Raw genomic sequence first — 14,364 nt, 5'->3', positions numbered from 1 at the left:
ATAAGTAACTGATTCCACTGCAAGACTAATACGGTTATCCCGCGCCTGGTTCCGGGCCGATGTCATTACAGTTTGCGACCGGACGTCGCCAACCCAAAAATCCGTGCAGCAACAGTTCGAGGTCGTGGACGAAGGAACGCGGGGTTTGATCGCTATGCTGTTGACGAAGCAGTGAAAGCGCTGCCGCGTGCTCGTGCCAACGCCATGGCAGAAGCTCTCTGAGTGGCGCGCCCGGAGCGATTCGAACGTCCGACCCAATTGCGGCATTCGAGAGCAAGGCCTATGCTGAAGTCCGGCAATCACGCGGCCGCTCATCGTGCGGCGGGGGCAGCCCTACGGTGGATGGCTCGCATACCCATCCGGAGGCCACGCCATGTCTATTGCCCCCACCCTGCAGCGATATCTGGCTGCCGAGAACATCGAGTGTGCCGAGATCCCGCACGATCTCACCATGTCATCAACGCGCACGGCGCAGGCCTGCCACGTCTCGGGCGATCGTCTCGCCAAGGCCGTCGTGCTGCGGCATGACGGCGGCTATATGCTCGCGGTCGTGCCGGCATCGCACCATCTCAACCTGCCGGACTTGAAGGAAAGGCTTGGCGAGGATCTCGTCATGGCCAACGAAACCGAGATCAACCGGCTGTTCGCGGACTGTGCGCACGGAGCAGTTCCGGCGGTCGGCCGGTGCTACGGGCTCGATCTCATCGTCGATGAGAGCATCCGGGCCCAACCCGAAGTCTATATCGAAGCCGGCGATCACGAGACGCTGCTTCAGCTCACCCAAGCACAGTTCGCGCGCCTGACGGCCAACGCACCGCATGGACGCTTCAGTATGCATGACTGACGCGGCATGACGGCGGGATAATTTCCAGTGCCCCTTCGTTCCGGCGACGCGTGCGGTCGCGCCCGGTTCGTTGTATAGTCACGTCGCGGGGGCTGCGTTCGCAACGGAGGTCCTCCATGAAAGTCAAGGACGTGATGCACAAGGGCGTCGATTGGGTCAGCCCCGACACCCCGATCACCGAGATCGCGAAGTTGATGCAAGGGCACGACATCGGCTGCATTCCGATCGGCGAAGACGACCATTTGATCGGGATGGTGACGGATCGCGACATCGTTTGCAAAGGCCTTGCGAGTAACGGCTTCAACGCCGCGCGCACGACGGCGCGGGACGTGATGACCGAAGGCATCCATTGCTGCCGGGAAGACGACGATCTGGCGAAGGCCGTACATCACATGGAGACGCTGAAAATTCGCAGGTTGCCTGTGATCAACAAGAGCAAGCGGATGGTCGGCATGATCAGCCTGGGTGATGTCGGCCGATCCGCCACCGCTGATCTGTTGACCCAGTGCGTCAAGGGTGTGTCGGCCCATCATCATTGAGGGCAAACGCCGGCCGGTTCCGGAACTTTGTCGGCTGCGGCGAACGCGGACGCAATGATCACGCAACCTGCCGCCGCTCCGCCGTCTTCTCGCCCCCATTGTCATTCAGGGAGCTAGGCGGGGCGGCGCTAGGCTGGGCAAAGTTCCCAAAGGTTCCGTGTGATCGTCCGACGTCTTCTGCAACGCGACCCTCATCATTCTCTTTCGCGCCGCGCGCTCCTGGGCGGGCTTGCGTCGGCGGGCAGTGCCCTCGCGCTCGGCGGATGTGCCGGCTTGGGCGCGACCGGCGCGCGCTTCGACGCGTCGTCCCTCTCCGTTGACCCCACATTGCTTGTCGCCACCACGCGCAAGCCCGTGAACGGCGGTCGCGCGAAACCCTGGTTCGGGCCGGAGCGCGCGACCGCAATGACGGTCGCGCGGGCAAAGCTGGTGGCGCCGGACGAGAGCCGACTTTCTCTCGCCTCGGTCGGACTTGGCGATTGGCGCCTTGATCGGGTCGAACCGGTGCCGGGCGACATTGGCGATCTCGTTGCACAGGGCGGCGCGGGAGGAGACGTGCTGATCTATGTGCACGGCTTCAAGCAGACATTCGAAACGGCGGCACTCGATGCCGCCCATCTCTCCGACGGGATCAGGTTCCGCGGCCGGACCATGGTGTTCTCCTGGCCCTCCAAGGCCGGCCTGTTCGACTACGCCTATGACCGCGACAGCGCGATGTGGTCCCGCGACGATTTCGAACGCGTGCTCTCGTCCCTGGTGTCGGCTCCAGGCGGCGGCCGTGTGCACGTCGTTGCGCACAGCATGGGAACCATGCTGACGCTCGAAAGCCTGCGTCAGCTCTATGCGCGATACGGCGACACCGTCACGAGCAAGATCGGGGCGGTGGTGTTTGCCGCGCCCGATATCGACATGGACGTGTTCTCGTCGGCGATCCACCGCATCGGTCCGCTTGCCGGCAAGATCACCGTGATCGCCGCGACGAACGATCGCGCGCTGGCGCTGTCGGGGCAAATCGCAGGCGGAATGACCAGGGTCGGCGCCGCCGAGAAGGCCGTCATCGAGCGGCTCGGCGTGCGCGTGGTCGATGCGTCCCAGGAAGGCTGGGGCATCATCAATCACGATCTGTTTCTATCGAATGCGGAAGTGCAGCGCGTGATCCGCCGCTCGATCGACGGCACGACCGCTTAAGCTCCTCTCACAGCTCAATGAGAACGCTCTTCCGCCGGCGGTTCGCCTCGAACGCCTCTTTCCCCAGATCCTTGCCGATACCCGAACTCTTATAGCCTCCCGTCGGCAGAATGTGATCGCGGGAGCGCCCGTAGCGATTGACCCATACCGTCCCGGCTTCGATGCGTCCTATGGCGCGCAGTGCTTGTGACAAGTCACTGCTTTCACTGCGCCGGATCTCGGGCTGCGCCGCCGGCCCCCTAGCCGAAAGGCGCATGGAACCCGGGAACAGGTGCCGCGTTGCGACCACGGCGCGAATGAGAAAGCTGGGTGGGAAGGTGACGAGCCCCAGCTTTCGCCGCCGGATCATCGAAAGTAGCTCTGCTACCCTCCGCATCATTGACCGGCACTGGCGCACCTCGGTGAAAGAGGTCTCCATGTCAAATGACGTCGGTTCGAGATACAGCATTCAGGAAGCAGCCACCGGCCGGCAGAACGAAAAACGCGCCGGATGGAGCTGGTGGTACCTGCTCTTCCTCATTCAATTCATCGCCGTTCTCTGGCCGCCGTTCTACAACATGGCCGAGCCTGATCTCATCGGCATCCCATTCTTCTACTGGTACCAGCTTCTCTGGGTCATCATTGGAGCCATGCTGACCGCAGTGGTCTATTTCGCGACGGAGGACTAGCCCGCCGGCGGCGCACGATCACGCAAGAGGAGACGATAGCAAGGGAGGGCCAATCGGGAGGAGTGCCGTGCAGGATGTAAACTGGACTGCCTTGATCATCTTCCTGGTGCTGTTTGCATTGATAACATGGCTCGGCTTCGCCGCGGCGCACTGGCGCAAAGGCGACCTCGACCTGTTGCATGAATGGGGGCTTGGCGGACGCCGTTTCGGCACCGTCATCACCTGGTTCCTGATCGGCGGCGACCTCTACACGGCCTACACATTCATTGCCGTTCCGGCGCTGGCGTTCGGGGCCGGTGCGGTCGCCTTCTTCGCGGTACCGTATACGATCGTCGCTTATCCTATTCTCTTCCTGGTTTTTCCGCGGCTTTGGTACGTTTGCCACCGGCACAACTACATCACGGCCGCCGACTTCGTCCGCGGGCGTTTCGGCAATCGCTGGCTCGCCCTGGCGATGGCGGTCACCGGCATCGTCGCGACGTTGCCCTATATCGCGCTCCAGCTTGTCGGACTTCAGGTCGTGATCGGCGGGATGGGCGTTTCCGGCGAAGGCTACGCTGGCGACCTGCCGCTGCTCTTCGCGTTCATCATTCTCGCCGCCTTCACCTATTCGAGCGGACTGCGGGCCCCAGCCTCGATCGCCATCGTCAAGGACATCCTGATCTACATCACGGCGTTCGCCGCCGTCATCGTCGTTCCAATACAGCTTGACGGCTTTGCAAATATCTTCGCCGCCGTACCGGCCCAGAAACTCCTGCTGGCCGCTCCCGGCGCCAACACGACCGGGGCGTACGGATCCTACGCAACGTTGGCGCTCGGATCGGCGCTTGCGCTCTTCCTCTACCCCCATTCGATCACGGGCATCCTGAGCGCCAGCAGCGGACACGCCGTTCGACGCAACGCGGCGCTTCTGCCGGCCTATTCATTCATGCTTGGGCTGCTCGCGCTCGTCGGCTTCTTCGCCATTGCTGCAGGCGTCGGCAACCTTCCCGAATATGCGGCCGGCTTCAAACAGTTCGGCAACAATTTTGCGGTGCCGGCCCTGTTCCTTCACAGCTTCCCGTCATGGTTTGTCGGCATCGCCTTTGCCGCCGTCGGCATCGGAGCGCTGGTGCCGGCCGCGATCATGTCGATCGCCGCCGCCAATCTCTACACACGCAACATTCACCGCGAGTTCATCAACGGCGCGCCCACCGACAGGCAGGAAGCGCAGATGGCAAAGTGGGTGTCGCTCATCGTGAAGTTCGGCGCACTTGCCTTCATCGTCTTCGTGCCATCGAAATATGCGATCTACCTTCAGCTCCTTGGCGGGATCTGGATCATCCAGACGCTGCCCGCCGTGATGCTCGGCGTCTACACGCGCTGGTTCAACGATTGGGCGCTACTCACCGGATGGGCCGCGGGAATCGTCGCCGGCACCGCAATGTTCGTCGCCGCGAACCTCACCCCGACCTATGCTCTCGCGGTCGGCGCCTTCACTTTTCCAGGCTATTCGGCGCTATACGCAGTGGTGCTCAACCTCGTTCTGACACTCGTCCTCACGCCGCTGTTCAATCTCATGAGCGGCGCTTCGGCCGACGAGACTCTCGCGGCCGAATATCGAGCGCCGTCGCGAACCTGAGCAAGCACCGCCCGGCTCGATGAGCAGCGGCGGCGGCGAATAGCGTGGGCGACTGCCAGGGGCGTGCCAAGAACGCGCACAAGACAGAAAGCGCACGTCGCAGTTCAGTTGTGAACGACGGAAACTGGCGCGCCATTCGGAATAAAACCGCGAACTCGTATATGATTGAAATCTCGTTATAATTTCGGCCAAGGCTTGGCGCGACCGCTGACGGCCGGCGCTTGTAAAATACAAAAACCGTTGCGAACTGGCCCTTCCAGATTCTCCCGCAAGATCTCCTAAGACGCTTGCAATTCGCCGTGCTCTCGCGAGAGATTTCCAAGTTGCCGGCCCACCTTTTGGAGCAGGGTATGAGCCGGGCCGGCACGCAGGCTCTTATGTCTGGTGGGGCTTGCTGCGTCGGAAAACGAAATGTCTGTGCAGCCGTTGGAGGAAACGGACGCCACAGGAATAAGCGGAAAGGGGCCCGCTCTTGGGGACAAATGGAATTGATAACGATCAATTGTCGAAAGTCATCGATCGATTTGGGGAAGCTGCGGTGGATCCCGCCGCTTGGCCCGCCATCATGGACGACATCTGCAGGGCGGTCGGCGCATCGGCTGCCGTCCTTCTCCAGAGCGACGTTCGGACGCCGGACGTCCCGCGGACGCAATCGATGGATGAGGGTACCCAGGTCTATTTCAAGGAAGGTTGGCACCTGAGTGATCCGCGAGCCGCTGGATTTCCGCGCATGATGTCCGGCGAGATCGTCACCGACCACGATATCCTGACACCGGAGCAGATTCGCTCCGACCCCATGTACAACGAGGTCCTTTATCCGTTCGGGTTGCAATGGTTCGCGGGTGTCGGCTTTTGGGCCGGGTCCGCCGCCTGGGCGCTGGCCATCCAGCGGACCGGGCGCGAGGGTCCGTTCGAGGCGCGGGACAAGCGCTTGCTTGCACGGCTTGCGCCGCGATTGACGGAGACGGCCACCCTTTCAACCGCAGTAGGCCGGGTCGCCCTCACCTCCATGACGGACGTGCTGAGCAGGGTCCGCCAGCCTGCACTGGTCATCGATCGGCAGGGCATGGTGCTGAGCACGAACGCTGCGGCCGATGCCGGATTTGACGAGGAAATCCGGATTAGAGATCGACAACTGGTCGTACGTGACAAGAAGGCGGCCGCCGAGCTTGATCAACTTATCGACATGATCCGATCGACGCCTGATACCGCCGCACTGCCTGCCGCCCCGGTGGTGGTCCGTCGCACGGCAAAGCCACCGGTCGTCATCCGCATGTTGCCCGTCGATGGTGCGGCCCGCACCGTCTTTCTCGGAGCGCGGGTGATGCTTGTCTTGTCCAACCTGACTCCACGCACGCCCGAGCCCGCGTTGATTTCGCAGGCGTTCGATCTCACCTCGGCTGAATCCCGGCTGGTATCGCTGTTGGCGAGCGGCAGGTCTCTGGAGGAAGCGGCACAACAGCTACGGATTGCGCGAGAGACAGCACGGAATCAGCTGAAATCAGCGTTCTCCAAGACGGGTACGCACCGCCAGGCAGAGTTGGTCAGCCTGGTATCGCAGCTGGCATGACCAAACCGGATCGCATCAGCAGTTCGTGCCAATCTCAGTACTTGGCACGAACTGCAGAGGATTCGAACGCAACGTTCAGTCCGAACTGCGCGCCATAGGTGGCGACATTGTTCTGGCCGAATTGAGAGTAGAGCGCCGCGAAGGCGGTCGTATTCGGCGCGAACTTGACGCGCGTGCCAACCGTACCCGAGCCCCAGTCCTTTCCAAGCAACACTGCCGGCAGCGAATAGCTCGGGGCCGTGATGCTGAGCAGTGAGGCCGTAACGAGCCGGCCGCTGCCCGCGAGTTCGTGATTCCACACCGCCCTGGCGTAAGGCTCCCAGATGCCGAGGTTCAAGCTCGCCTGATAGCCAAGCTCGCTCACCGCCGAATTGCGAAGCTGGCTTGCGAACGCCAGGTTGGTCGGAGCGCCACTCGCATTGGTTTCCGCAAACGGGTTGATGTGAACCTGCTGGGCGATGATTCCGACGATGGGCCCATGTGTGAGATAGACCGGCGTGGCCGCCGGTGCCTTAAGAGCCCTGCCAGCTCCATCGGGAAGAGGTCCGACAGCGGTCCGGAAGTGATAACCCGTCTCGGCCGCAACCGAGATGTTGGTACCGCTGGTGCTTCCTCCATTGGACTGCGTCGTGATGCCGAGCGGGACCACGCGATTGATCCCATCGCTTAACGCGCCCCAAGTCGCGATGCCGTTCAGCCAGAACGCATCCTTGCGATAGGCGCTGTAGACGCTGATCGCGTATTCGGTCTGCCGGTAATCGCCGCCAAGGCTGAAGCTCTGCTTGGTGGTGCCGCCGGAGAAGGCCGCGCCGACCAGCCAGTCGCGCGTGACTGCGTAGTCAAATCCGGCCGTCGCCGCCACCGGCGTTCCGGGATCGTCCGGAAAACCTGGAGAGCTGTTCGTTATCTTCAGCCAGGAGACGTCGCCGCTGACCCAGCCGTGGAACGCGCCCGGGGTGCTGAAGGACAGCGGGATCTGGTTGGTGATCGCGTTGACCACAGCGGTTCGCGTTTTCACCGGCGCCTCGGCCAGGTACGATATCTGGCTTGGCGCGACAATCAGGCCGTAGAAATAGTCCGCTTCGATTTTATATCCGGTCGGTGAAAGATGCTGGTCATCCGAGAACAAACTCGTCAGCAAGGAATTCTGCGAGTTGAGGTACGCCGTGCCGTTGATACCGGCACCGGCTGGCGTGGTCGAAGGAACGCAGATTAGTCCGTAGCCTTGCGCGCCGGGCGCGCCAATTGGCGTGTTACAGGCGGAAACGCCGCCGCTTGCTGTCGGCAAAACCGATGTAAGGCCGAACGCCGCCGGGTTCGCAACGACGAATCGTCGAAGCGCGCCCGAATCCGCGGGAATGAATTTGACGCCGGCGGCCGAGAGGTCTCCCCAAAGCTGCTGGTGGTAGGCCACGAGATCAGAATTGGTCGTGAAGTAGGTCGGCAAAATGATGTAGCGCGCGCCGGCTGCGCTCAGTTGCCTGATCGATGCCTCCAGAGCGGCCAAGCTGGGCTGCACGGCAACGTTGAACAAGCCGGCCGGCGGTGAGGCGCCGCCGTGGGTGGCCTTATAAGCGTTGACGAAGGCGGTGCGGTCATTACCACCGGAGCGGATGATGTAGAGGGCGTCTGGATTGGCCTGCCCGCCCGTCGACGCAAGATAATTGCCAATCTGCTGCACGGTGGAAGGGCTGGTACCTCCTCCGATGTTGGGCGAATTGTTCTCCGCGCCGGAGACCGCAAAATTCGTTCCTCCGCCTGGCGCATTGCTCGGCGCCAGCGTCAGCCCGAAGGAGGCGGCCAGGAAATCAGTGTTCATGAGTCCAGCGGACGGCGTAATCGACGCACCGTTGGCCCGCGCTGTTACAAATCGGGCTTCATTCGACCAGCCGGTGCTGGTGTATCGAAAATATCCGCTATCGAGCGAACTATCGCCAAATCCAACTAGCTGATTGAAGGTCTGTGCCGATGCGGAACCGGCGATGATCAATCCCAGACTCAGAGCCCCCAGGCCGCGCAACATCATTTAAAACCCCAAAAGTATGCACCCCGATACCTTGCTGCTCATAATCTTTCGGCTCTGATCGGGCATGACCCAATTGGGTTAATCCAAGCAAAGAAGCCCCTCGTCGCGGTGCGCGATTGAGTTGAGGTACGCACCCCGGCCGGCGGAATGCGGGTTCGGGCGCGCTTCAGGGCTGCATGCGGGAAACGTAGTAGCCCGGGTACATAGCATTGCGCTTGATCAATTCGGGCAGGTCCCGTCCGGACGAATTACCGGCTCTACTGCATTGGAGGCGGGTATGGCTGGAACGCGCTCGCCGAGCCGAGAGGCGATCGAAATTTCGCAATTAGTCAGCCTCGCCGTCCACTGCGTAGCTCGTTAGCCACAAGCATTGAGAAACTTGAACCGTCTGATTTCGGTGCGCCATGCGCGCCATGATTGTGGCGCAATCTGCGAGTATTTTTTCTTACATACAAGCTGAGATTGCTGCCCATCTTTCACCGTGTCATCCATTGGCTGACGGCGGAGCAGGTTCTCATGATCAAAGTTGCTAAGGCGGAGAAGCTGGCCCGAGACGCTCAGCTCGGGCAGCCGGTAGTCCAACGTAGGTGCGGCAAACTGCGGGCGGTCGGCCGATTGCGGACGCTCTTGTCAGACGCATTTTCGAGGATTGGGGCGCGATCGGCGATCGCGCTGGCCGCGTTGCCCACTACGGTAACCCTGGGTACAAATTACGCCGAAGCGGGCTGTAACCCTGGAGTCAGTTGTACCGCCGGACCGGGCGAAGTGCTGGCCTTGCCGAGTGTGGCGAACCCGTCGCTGTCCTATACCGCTGGCACCCAAGCCCTGGTGGCGCGAGGCGCTGGTGCCAGCGTTACGGCTACCGGCATTACGTTCACCGCGACCACGAACACCGTGATAGCGGGCGCCGCAACGCTACCCGGCACGATCGTCCTGAACGGCGGAACGGTTGTTGCCACGAGCGGCAGCGGTGGTACTGCCGCCCTCCAGCAGCAGGGCCTAGGGCTGCTCACGGCGACGGATACCGTAGTCCGGGCAGCAGGCGTTTCAGGCGACGCGGCAATACGGCTCACCGCCAGTGCCGTAAATCCGATGACCCTCAAGCGCGTTCAGGTCTTCGCGGCGGGTACAACCGGCCTGGACGCGGACTCGCCGACGGCTCCTCTCGTTGCCAGTGATGTCCGCATAACGACGACCGGAAGCAACGCGGATGGCGTTCACGGAGATGGCCTCCTGACAATGACCGGAGGCAGTATCACGACGTCCGGCAATTCTTCGCGCGGCCTGTTCGCATCCGGAGCGGCCGCCAATTTTGCGGCCACGGACGTTTTCATCACGACCGCCGGTATCGGGGCGCATGGCGTGGACGTCGAAAACGGGGGCACGGTTATGGCCACGAGTGTCTCCGTGACTGCGACCGGAGCTGGCGCGAGCGCCCTGTTTATGGCAGGTGCTGCGGGCACATTGCAGACGGCCAACGTGTCCGGAAGTACGCTGACTAGCACAGCAGCGCCGGCGATCTCCGTTCTCAGCGGCACGGCCGATGTCATGCTGCGCCAAAACACTGCCGTGTCATCCGAGAGCGGTGTCTGGCTCGACGTCAGGGGGCCGGCTCCAACCAATTCGGGCCTCCTCAATTTGACTGCCGACTTTTCCAAGCTCACCGGCGCGGCGATCACGGAAGCCGGCGCCACGTCCAGTGTGACGCTGCAGAACGGCACAATCTGGAGGATGACTGGCAATTCGAATCTGACGACGCTCGTTAACGATGCCAGCCAAATCACTTTCACGTCGCCCTCCGGCGATCCAACGCTACTGAGCAGTTATAAAACGCTGACCGTTGCGAACTACACTGGCTTGGGTGGCGGGATCACGCTTAACACCTTTCTCGGTGGCGATAATTCCCCATCCGACCAGCTCATCATCAATGGCAGTGCGATCGGCTCGACCACGCTCACAATCCACAACACGACGGGCCCAGGCGACTATACGACGATTGGCATCCCGGTGGTCGTGACAACACCCGGCGGCACGACGGACCTCGGTGCGTTCACGCTCGCGGGCGAGGTGCGCGCCGGCTTCTTTGATTACCGTCTTTTCCGTGGCGCCCCCGACGGTAGCAGCCCCGATAACTGGTTCCTGCGTTCGGACTTCCTCGGCAATGGTGGGAACGGCGGCAACGGCCCGGTCACGCCGCCGGGCGAGCTGCCCGATGTGCCTGCACCCGACAACGGACAGCCGCCGCCTCCGGGCATCTGGCCGATCATCGGGCCGGAGATCGCGACCTATGGTGTTGTGCAGCCGATTGCCCGGCAGATGGGGCTCACCACACTCGGCACGTTGCATGAGCGCGTCGGCGATGCAGCGGCGGATGCCGCGTGCTTGAACGCCACGTACGACAGCGTAGCCATCACCAAGACCCCAGCCGCTCCGGAAGCCAACTGTCGGCCGGCCGTATGGGGCCGCCTGTTCGGTCAGCAGATCAACAATCACTACCAGGCCTTCGCCGACCCGCGCGCGACCGGCCAGGTGGCCGGCATCCAGACCGGCATCGATGTCTGGCGCGGCAGCTTGATTCCGGGCCACCGCGACACCGCCGGCGTCTACTTCGCCTATGGCAATGGCAATGTGAGCGTGGATGGCCTCGTCACCAACGCGGCCGCGACCGCCTATATCCTGCAACACACCGGCTCGTTGAACCTCAATGCTTATTCGTTTGGCGGCTACTGGACCCACTATGGTCCCGCCGGCTGGTACATCGACGCGGTGCTGCAGGGCTCGTTCTACAACGGCAATGCGGCGACCCAGTTCGCCAACCTGCCAACCAATGGCACGGGCTTCACCTCGTCGTTGGAGGCGGGCTATCCGATTCCGCTACCATGGTTCGGGCCCGGTTTCGTGCTGGAGCCGGAGGGCCAGATCATCTGGCAGCGGGTTTCCTTCGGCGACGCCGACGACGGCTTGGGCCCGGTCGCTCTCGGCACCACGTCCGGCGCCAGCGGGCGGCTTGGCCTGCGTGGCAAGTGGACTATCGACGACCCGGCCGGACGAGTGTGGCAGCCTTACGTGCTCGCCAACGTCTGGCACGATTGGGGTGCCGACGTGAACACGATGTTCGGCCCCGAGTCGGTGCTCTTGGCCGAGCAGGCGACGCGGCTGGAGTTTGCCGGCGGCCTGAGCGCGAAGCTGCTGCCCGGCCTCACCCTCTATGCCCAGGCAGGCTATCAGTTCGCAGTGAGCGGCACCGATGGCAGCAGGCGTGACGGCGTCAGGGGCGACTTCGGCGCGCGCTACTCGTGGTAGACACGACATCCGGCGCCACGCCGGTTAAGGCGGCACACTGGGCTTCGACGGATGAGGTCCAGAGGGCAGCTCCGAAATCGAAGGTTCTGAACCGCGAGCGCGTCAGGTTCGAAGTTGCGGGAAGGTGGCTTTCGATTTCCGCCGACAAGTGGCCTTTGTAAAGGTCGTCGGAACCCATGCCGAATACGACAGCATCGATGCGCTGACCGTCCCGCAGTTTTAAAGCGAACGATCCATGGAAATCCGACCGATCAAGAGCGATAAAGATCATCATGCGGCGCTCGCCGAGATCGATGCATATTGGGGGGCTGCTGAAGGCACCGAGAAGGGTGACCGGCTCGATGACCTCCTCGCGCTCGTCGAAATATACGAGGCGAAGCGATGGCCGATCGAGAGCGGCAAGCGTTTTGATCCGATCGACGTGCTCAGCTATGCAATCGAGGAGCTCGGACATACTCAGGGCCGAGCTGGCTGAGCTTTTAGGTTCGCGCTCTCGCGCTTCGGAGATTCTTTCGCGTCGGCGCGCGCTTACGGTAGATCTGATTCACAAGATCGGCGAGGCGTGGAAAATTCCGGCCAACCTGCCGGTCCGGCCCTACAGGATCGAACGCGCCGCCTGAGACCCGACGCATACTCGGGTCGCCCTGTGCACGGCGGCGTCTGTCGTATTGTGTCGTATTATTGGTGGCTTGCGGCTATGAATGCGTGCTCTGACGAAATGGCGCGCCCCGGCCGATGAAGATGGGCACTATTGCTTCGCCGTGGCGCTATGATGCCGTAGCCCGCACGGCGCTCCAATCGGCAAAACTGCGACGGCTTGCGATCTCGCGCTACGCCTCATGGGCGGCATCTCTCACCTGCGAAGGTCGAGACTATCAAGTCCGGCCCGGTGGTGGTTTATCATGCAGTTCTCGCTGGAGGAAATTAGCGACGCTCTTGCATGACTTCTCGGAGGTAGTCGAGTTCTCGCCGCGATACCAACCGTACGTCGTCAACATCGGCGGAAAGGTCGGCGGTTGATTTAGGGCCGTATAGCTCGCCGCGACGAGTTGCGTGCCAGCGCTACCGACCGCGTATATTTCAACCGGCGGCGAAGAAATGTCCACGGAGACGCGATCCAGAAAGATAGGCGGTCGGTCCGGGAATCGAACGAGCACGTATTCGGCCGGCGCGCCGTCCGCGACTACACCCTTGTTCACCGGCGAATTGGCTGTTGCCCGCGTGAACCGGAGATAAGGGCCCCAGCTTTGCCTGCGTCGCCCGTGAGTCAGTACGTCGCCGACGCCATAGTCGGCGGAGAGGATGCTCTTCCGCGCGCAATTGATAAGCGACCCCTCTTCGCCTTCAATGACTACGATGTCGATTTTTGCGGGCAGGGCAACTTTGGGAATTGCCGCGATCGCCTCCCTTTCGTGCGCCTTCGCCATGAGGACCGACGAGAGCGACGTCGCCCAGAAGCCGAATGGAATCAGCGCGACAAAGAGTGCGGTGGCCGCGATGGCGTCCCGTCTGGCCATCAACCGCAGCACCGCTGCGACCAATGCCGTATAGATCACGAATGTTGGCACGTAGAACGGCAACAGATTGGCCGCAAGTGCCATCAGCACCATTGGAACGGGCATGAGGCTGGTCGACAGGAGCGTCCATAGCAGAACCGCGAAGGCGACGATCGGGCCGACGAGCGCCGCGCGCCCGGGCCGCCAAAGGTTCGGCGTCTCCGATACGACAACGGGAGATGGCGACGGCGTCGCGAGAGCACCCCGATCTGTCCGCCAGAGACGATAGGCCGCCAAGGCAAGAAACAGCGGCATTGCGTATGTCGCGTAGGACTCAAACATAACGACAGCAAGCGCGACCAGCGGCAAGGCCGTGAAGACGAAGAGCGGAAGGCCACCCGCGCGCACCACGGCAGCAATTGACAACAATGCTGCCAGCGCCAGCAACGCTCGGTCCAGAAGGCTGCTTCCATGGCCGCGAAGGGCATCACGCGAGGGGACCCCAAGCAGACCGATCAGGGCCGTCCCGAACAGCGCATAGACGGGTGGATTGATCGACAGGACGCCGGCCGAGAAGGGATATGCCCAGCCCGCTCCGGCATACTGCAGGAGAGCCTGATCGCCGACTAACATCAGCGGCGGAAACGCGCCCAGCCATGGCTGCAATCCGGCATGGCGTGCCCTGCGGACGCATGCGCTCAGAGCCATTGCCATGGCTGCAACAAAGAGGATCGGCCGAAGGATTGTGGGCGCAACGAGAGCGACGGCGCCGCACGTATCCGCCGCGCAATGCGACGCCATCACGATCGCCTGTGAAAGATATGGGAAAAGCAGGATCGTTCCGATCAGAAACGCGATCGTGACTCCGGATCTCCAGGCGTAAGCGGCTCGATCGAGAACGCCCCTCCAAGTGAACATAGAGTACACCCTTTCCTTCATATGCAGCAGAGCTACCTAAGGCTGCCCCAACTCCGTCTCCCTTGCCTAGGAAGGCCGAAGCACAAGTTCGTCCGAAGGTGATCAAGTCCTCATCGATCTTGATCAGTATCGGGCATGCAACTTAAGCGCGATTTAAAGCGGGGGCACCGGCGTAGCGACCACGGGACGAG

General features: G+C 62.2%; 11 protein-coding genes and 1 pseudogene. 9 read left to right on the top strand and 3 right to left on the bottom strand.

Translation table 11 applies throughout. The features are described 5' to 3' along the window. Window positions 1-373: 373 nt before the first annotated feature. The 3 genes from MTR72_RS06295 (at window position 374) to MTR72_RS06285 (ending at window position 2,571) form a co-directional block, all read left to right on the top strand. Entirely contained in the window at window positions 374-844 is a 471-nt protein-coding gene (locus MTR72_RS06295; protein WP_280967991.1) for an aminoacyl-tRNA deacylase, read from the top strand. A 116-nt stretch (window positions 845-960) separates the two neighbouring features. Further along, window positions 961-1,383: a CBS domain-containing protein gene (locus MTR72_RS06290; RefSeq protein WP_280967990.1), complete on the top strand. Its 423-nt coding sequence runs from the start codon at window positions 961-963 to the stop codon at window positions 1,381-1,383. A gap of 159 nt (window positions 1,384-1,542) precedes the next feature. Next, window positions 1,543-2,571 (top strand): alpha/beta hydrolase, encoded by a 1,029-nt coding sequence (locus MTR72_RS06285; protein WP_280967989.1) that lies wholly within the window; start codon window positions 1,543-1,545, stop codon window positions 2,569-2,571. A 7-nt stretch (window positions 2,572-2,578) separates the two neighbouring features. Here the strand turns inward: MTR72_RS06285 and MTR72_RS06280 are convergent. After that, window positions 2,579-2,767: pseudogene (locus MTR72_RS06280) on the bottom strand (aldehyde dehydrogenase family protein); the annotation flags it as partial. A gap of 220 nt (window positions 2,768-2,987) precedes the next feature. Between MTR72_RS06280 and MTR72_RS40325 the strand changes: the two are divergent. The 3 genes from MTR72_RS40325 to MTR72_RS06265 all read left to right on the top strand — a co-directional run bounded on the left by MTR72_RS40325 (window position 2,988) and on the right by MTR72_RS06265 (window position 6,430). Continuing rightward, window positions 2,988-3,239, top strand: a complete 252-nt coding sequence (locus MTR72_RS40325; RefSeq protein WP_445819559.1) for a DUF3311 domain-containing protein — start codon at window positions 2,988-2,990, stop codon at window positions 3,237-3,239. 67 nt (window positions 3,240-3,306) lie between these two features. After that, complete coding sequence (mctP, locus tag MTR72_RS06270) at window positions 3,307-4,860, top strand: monocarboxylate uptake permease MctP (protein ID WP_280967988.1); 1,554 nt, start codon at window positions 3,307-3,309, stop codon at window positions 4,858-4,860. Between the two features lie 502 nt (window positions 4,861-5,362). Beyond that, entirely contained in the window at window positions 5,363-6,430 is a 1,068-nt protein-coding gene (locus tag MTR72_RS06265; protein ID WP_280967987.1) for a helix-turn-helix transcriptional regulator, read from the top strand. Between the two features lie 34 nt (window positions 6,431-6,464). On the opposite strand, the gene MTR72_RS06260 is transcribed toward MTR72_RS06265, so the two are convergent. Further along, complete coding sequence (locus MTR72_RS06260) at window positions 6,465-8,453, bottom strand: autotransporter outer membrane beta-barrel domain-containing protein (RefSeq protein ID WP_280970818.1); 1,989 nt, start codon at window positions 8,451-8,453, stop codon at window positions 6,465-6,467. Window positions 8,454-8,972: 519 nt separating this feature from the next. On the opposite strand from MTR72_RS06260, the gene MTR72_RS06255 reads away from it, so the two are divergent. The 3 genes from MTR72_RS06255 (at window position 8,973) to MTR72_RS06245 (ending at window position 12,234) form a co-directional block, all read left to right on the top strand. Further along, on the top strand, window positions 8,973-11,759 hold the full coding sequence (locus MTR72_RS06255) for an autotransporter family protein (RefSeq protein ID WP_280967986.1): 2,787 nt from the start codon (window positions 8,973-8,975) through the stop codon (window positions 11,757-11,759). 124 nt (window positions 11,760-11,883) lie between these two features. Beyond that, complete coding sequence (locus MTR72_RS06250; protein WP_341510235.1) at window positions 11,884-11,982, top strand: type II toxin-antitoxin system HigB family toxin; 99 nt, start codon at window positions 11,884-11,886, stop codon at window positions 11,980-11,982. A gap of 12 nt (window positions 11,983-11,994) precedes the next feature. Beyond that, window positions 11,995-12,234, top strand: a complete 240-nt coding sequence (locus MTR72_RS06245) for a hypothetical protein (RefSeq protein ID WP_341510234.1) — start codon at window positions 11,995-11,997, stop codon at window positions 12,232-12,234. A gap of 400 nt (window positions 12,235-12,634) precedes the next feature. On the opposite strand, the gene MTR72_RS06240 is transcribed toward MTR72_RS06245, so the two are convergent. After that, on the bottom strand, window positions 12,635-14,056 hold the full coding sequence (locus tag MTR72_RS06240; RefSeq protein WP_341510233.1) for a hypothetical protein: 1,422 nt from the start codon (window positions 14,054-14,056) through the stop codon (window positions 12,635-12,637). Between the last annotated feature and the right edge of the window lie 308 nt (window positions 14,057-14,364).

The sequence above is a fragment of the Bradyrhizobium sp. ISRA442 genome (assembly GCF_038085055.1).
GTDB lineage: Bacteria > Pseudomonadota > Alphaproteobacteria > Rhizobiales > Xanthobacteraceae > Bradyrhizobium.
Note: the sequence above shows the minus strand (reverse complement) of the source record. Positions and strands in the feature narration are given on the sequence as shown.

Excerpts from the sequence above, each read along its gene's own strand:
- MTR72_RS06260 (WP_280970818.1), bottom strand. The coding sequence starts at position 8,453 with ATGTTGCGCGGCCTGGGGGCTCTGAGTCTGGGATTGATCATCGCCGGT.
- MTR72_RS06240 (WP_341510233.1), bottom strand. The coding sequence starts at position 14,056 with ATGGCGTCGCATTGCGCGGCGGATACGTGCGGCGCCGTCGCTCTCGTT.
- MTR72_RS06295 (WP_280967991.1), top strand. The coding sequence starts at position 374 with ATGTCTATTGCCCCCACCCTGCAGCGATATCTGGCTGCCGAGAACATC.
- MTR72_RS06255 (WP_280967986.1), top strand. The coding sequence starts at position 8,973 with ATGATCAAAGTTGCTAAGGCGGAGAAGCTGGCCCGAGACGCTCAGCTC.
- MTR72_RS40325 (WP_445819559.1), top strand. The coding sequence starts at position 2,988 with ATGTCAAATGACGTCGGTTCGAGATACAGCATTCAGGAAGCAGCCACC.
- MTR72_RS06290 (WP_280967990.1), top strand. The coding sequence starts at position 961 with ATGAAAGTCAAGGACGTGATGCACAAGGGCGTCGATTGGGTCAGCCCC.
- MTR72_RS06245 (WP_341510234.1), top strand. The coding sequence starts at position 11,995 with ATGGAAATCCGACCGATCAAGAGCGATAAAGATCATCATGCGGCGCTC.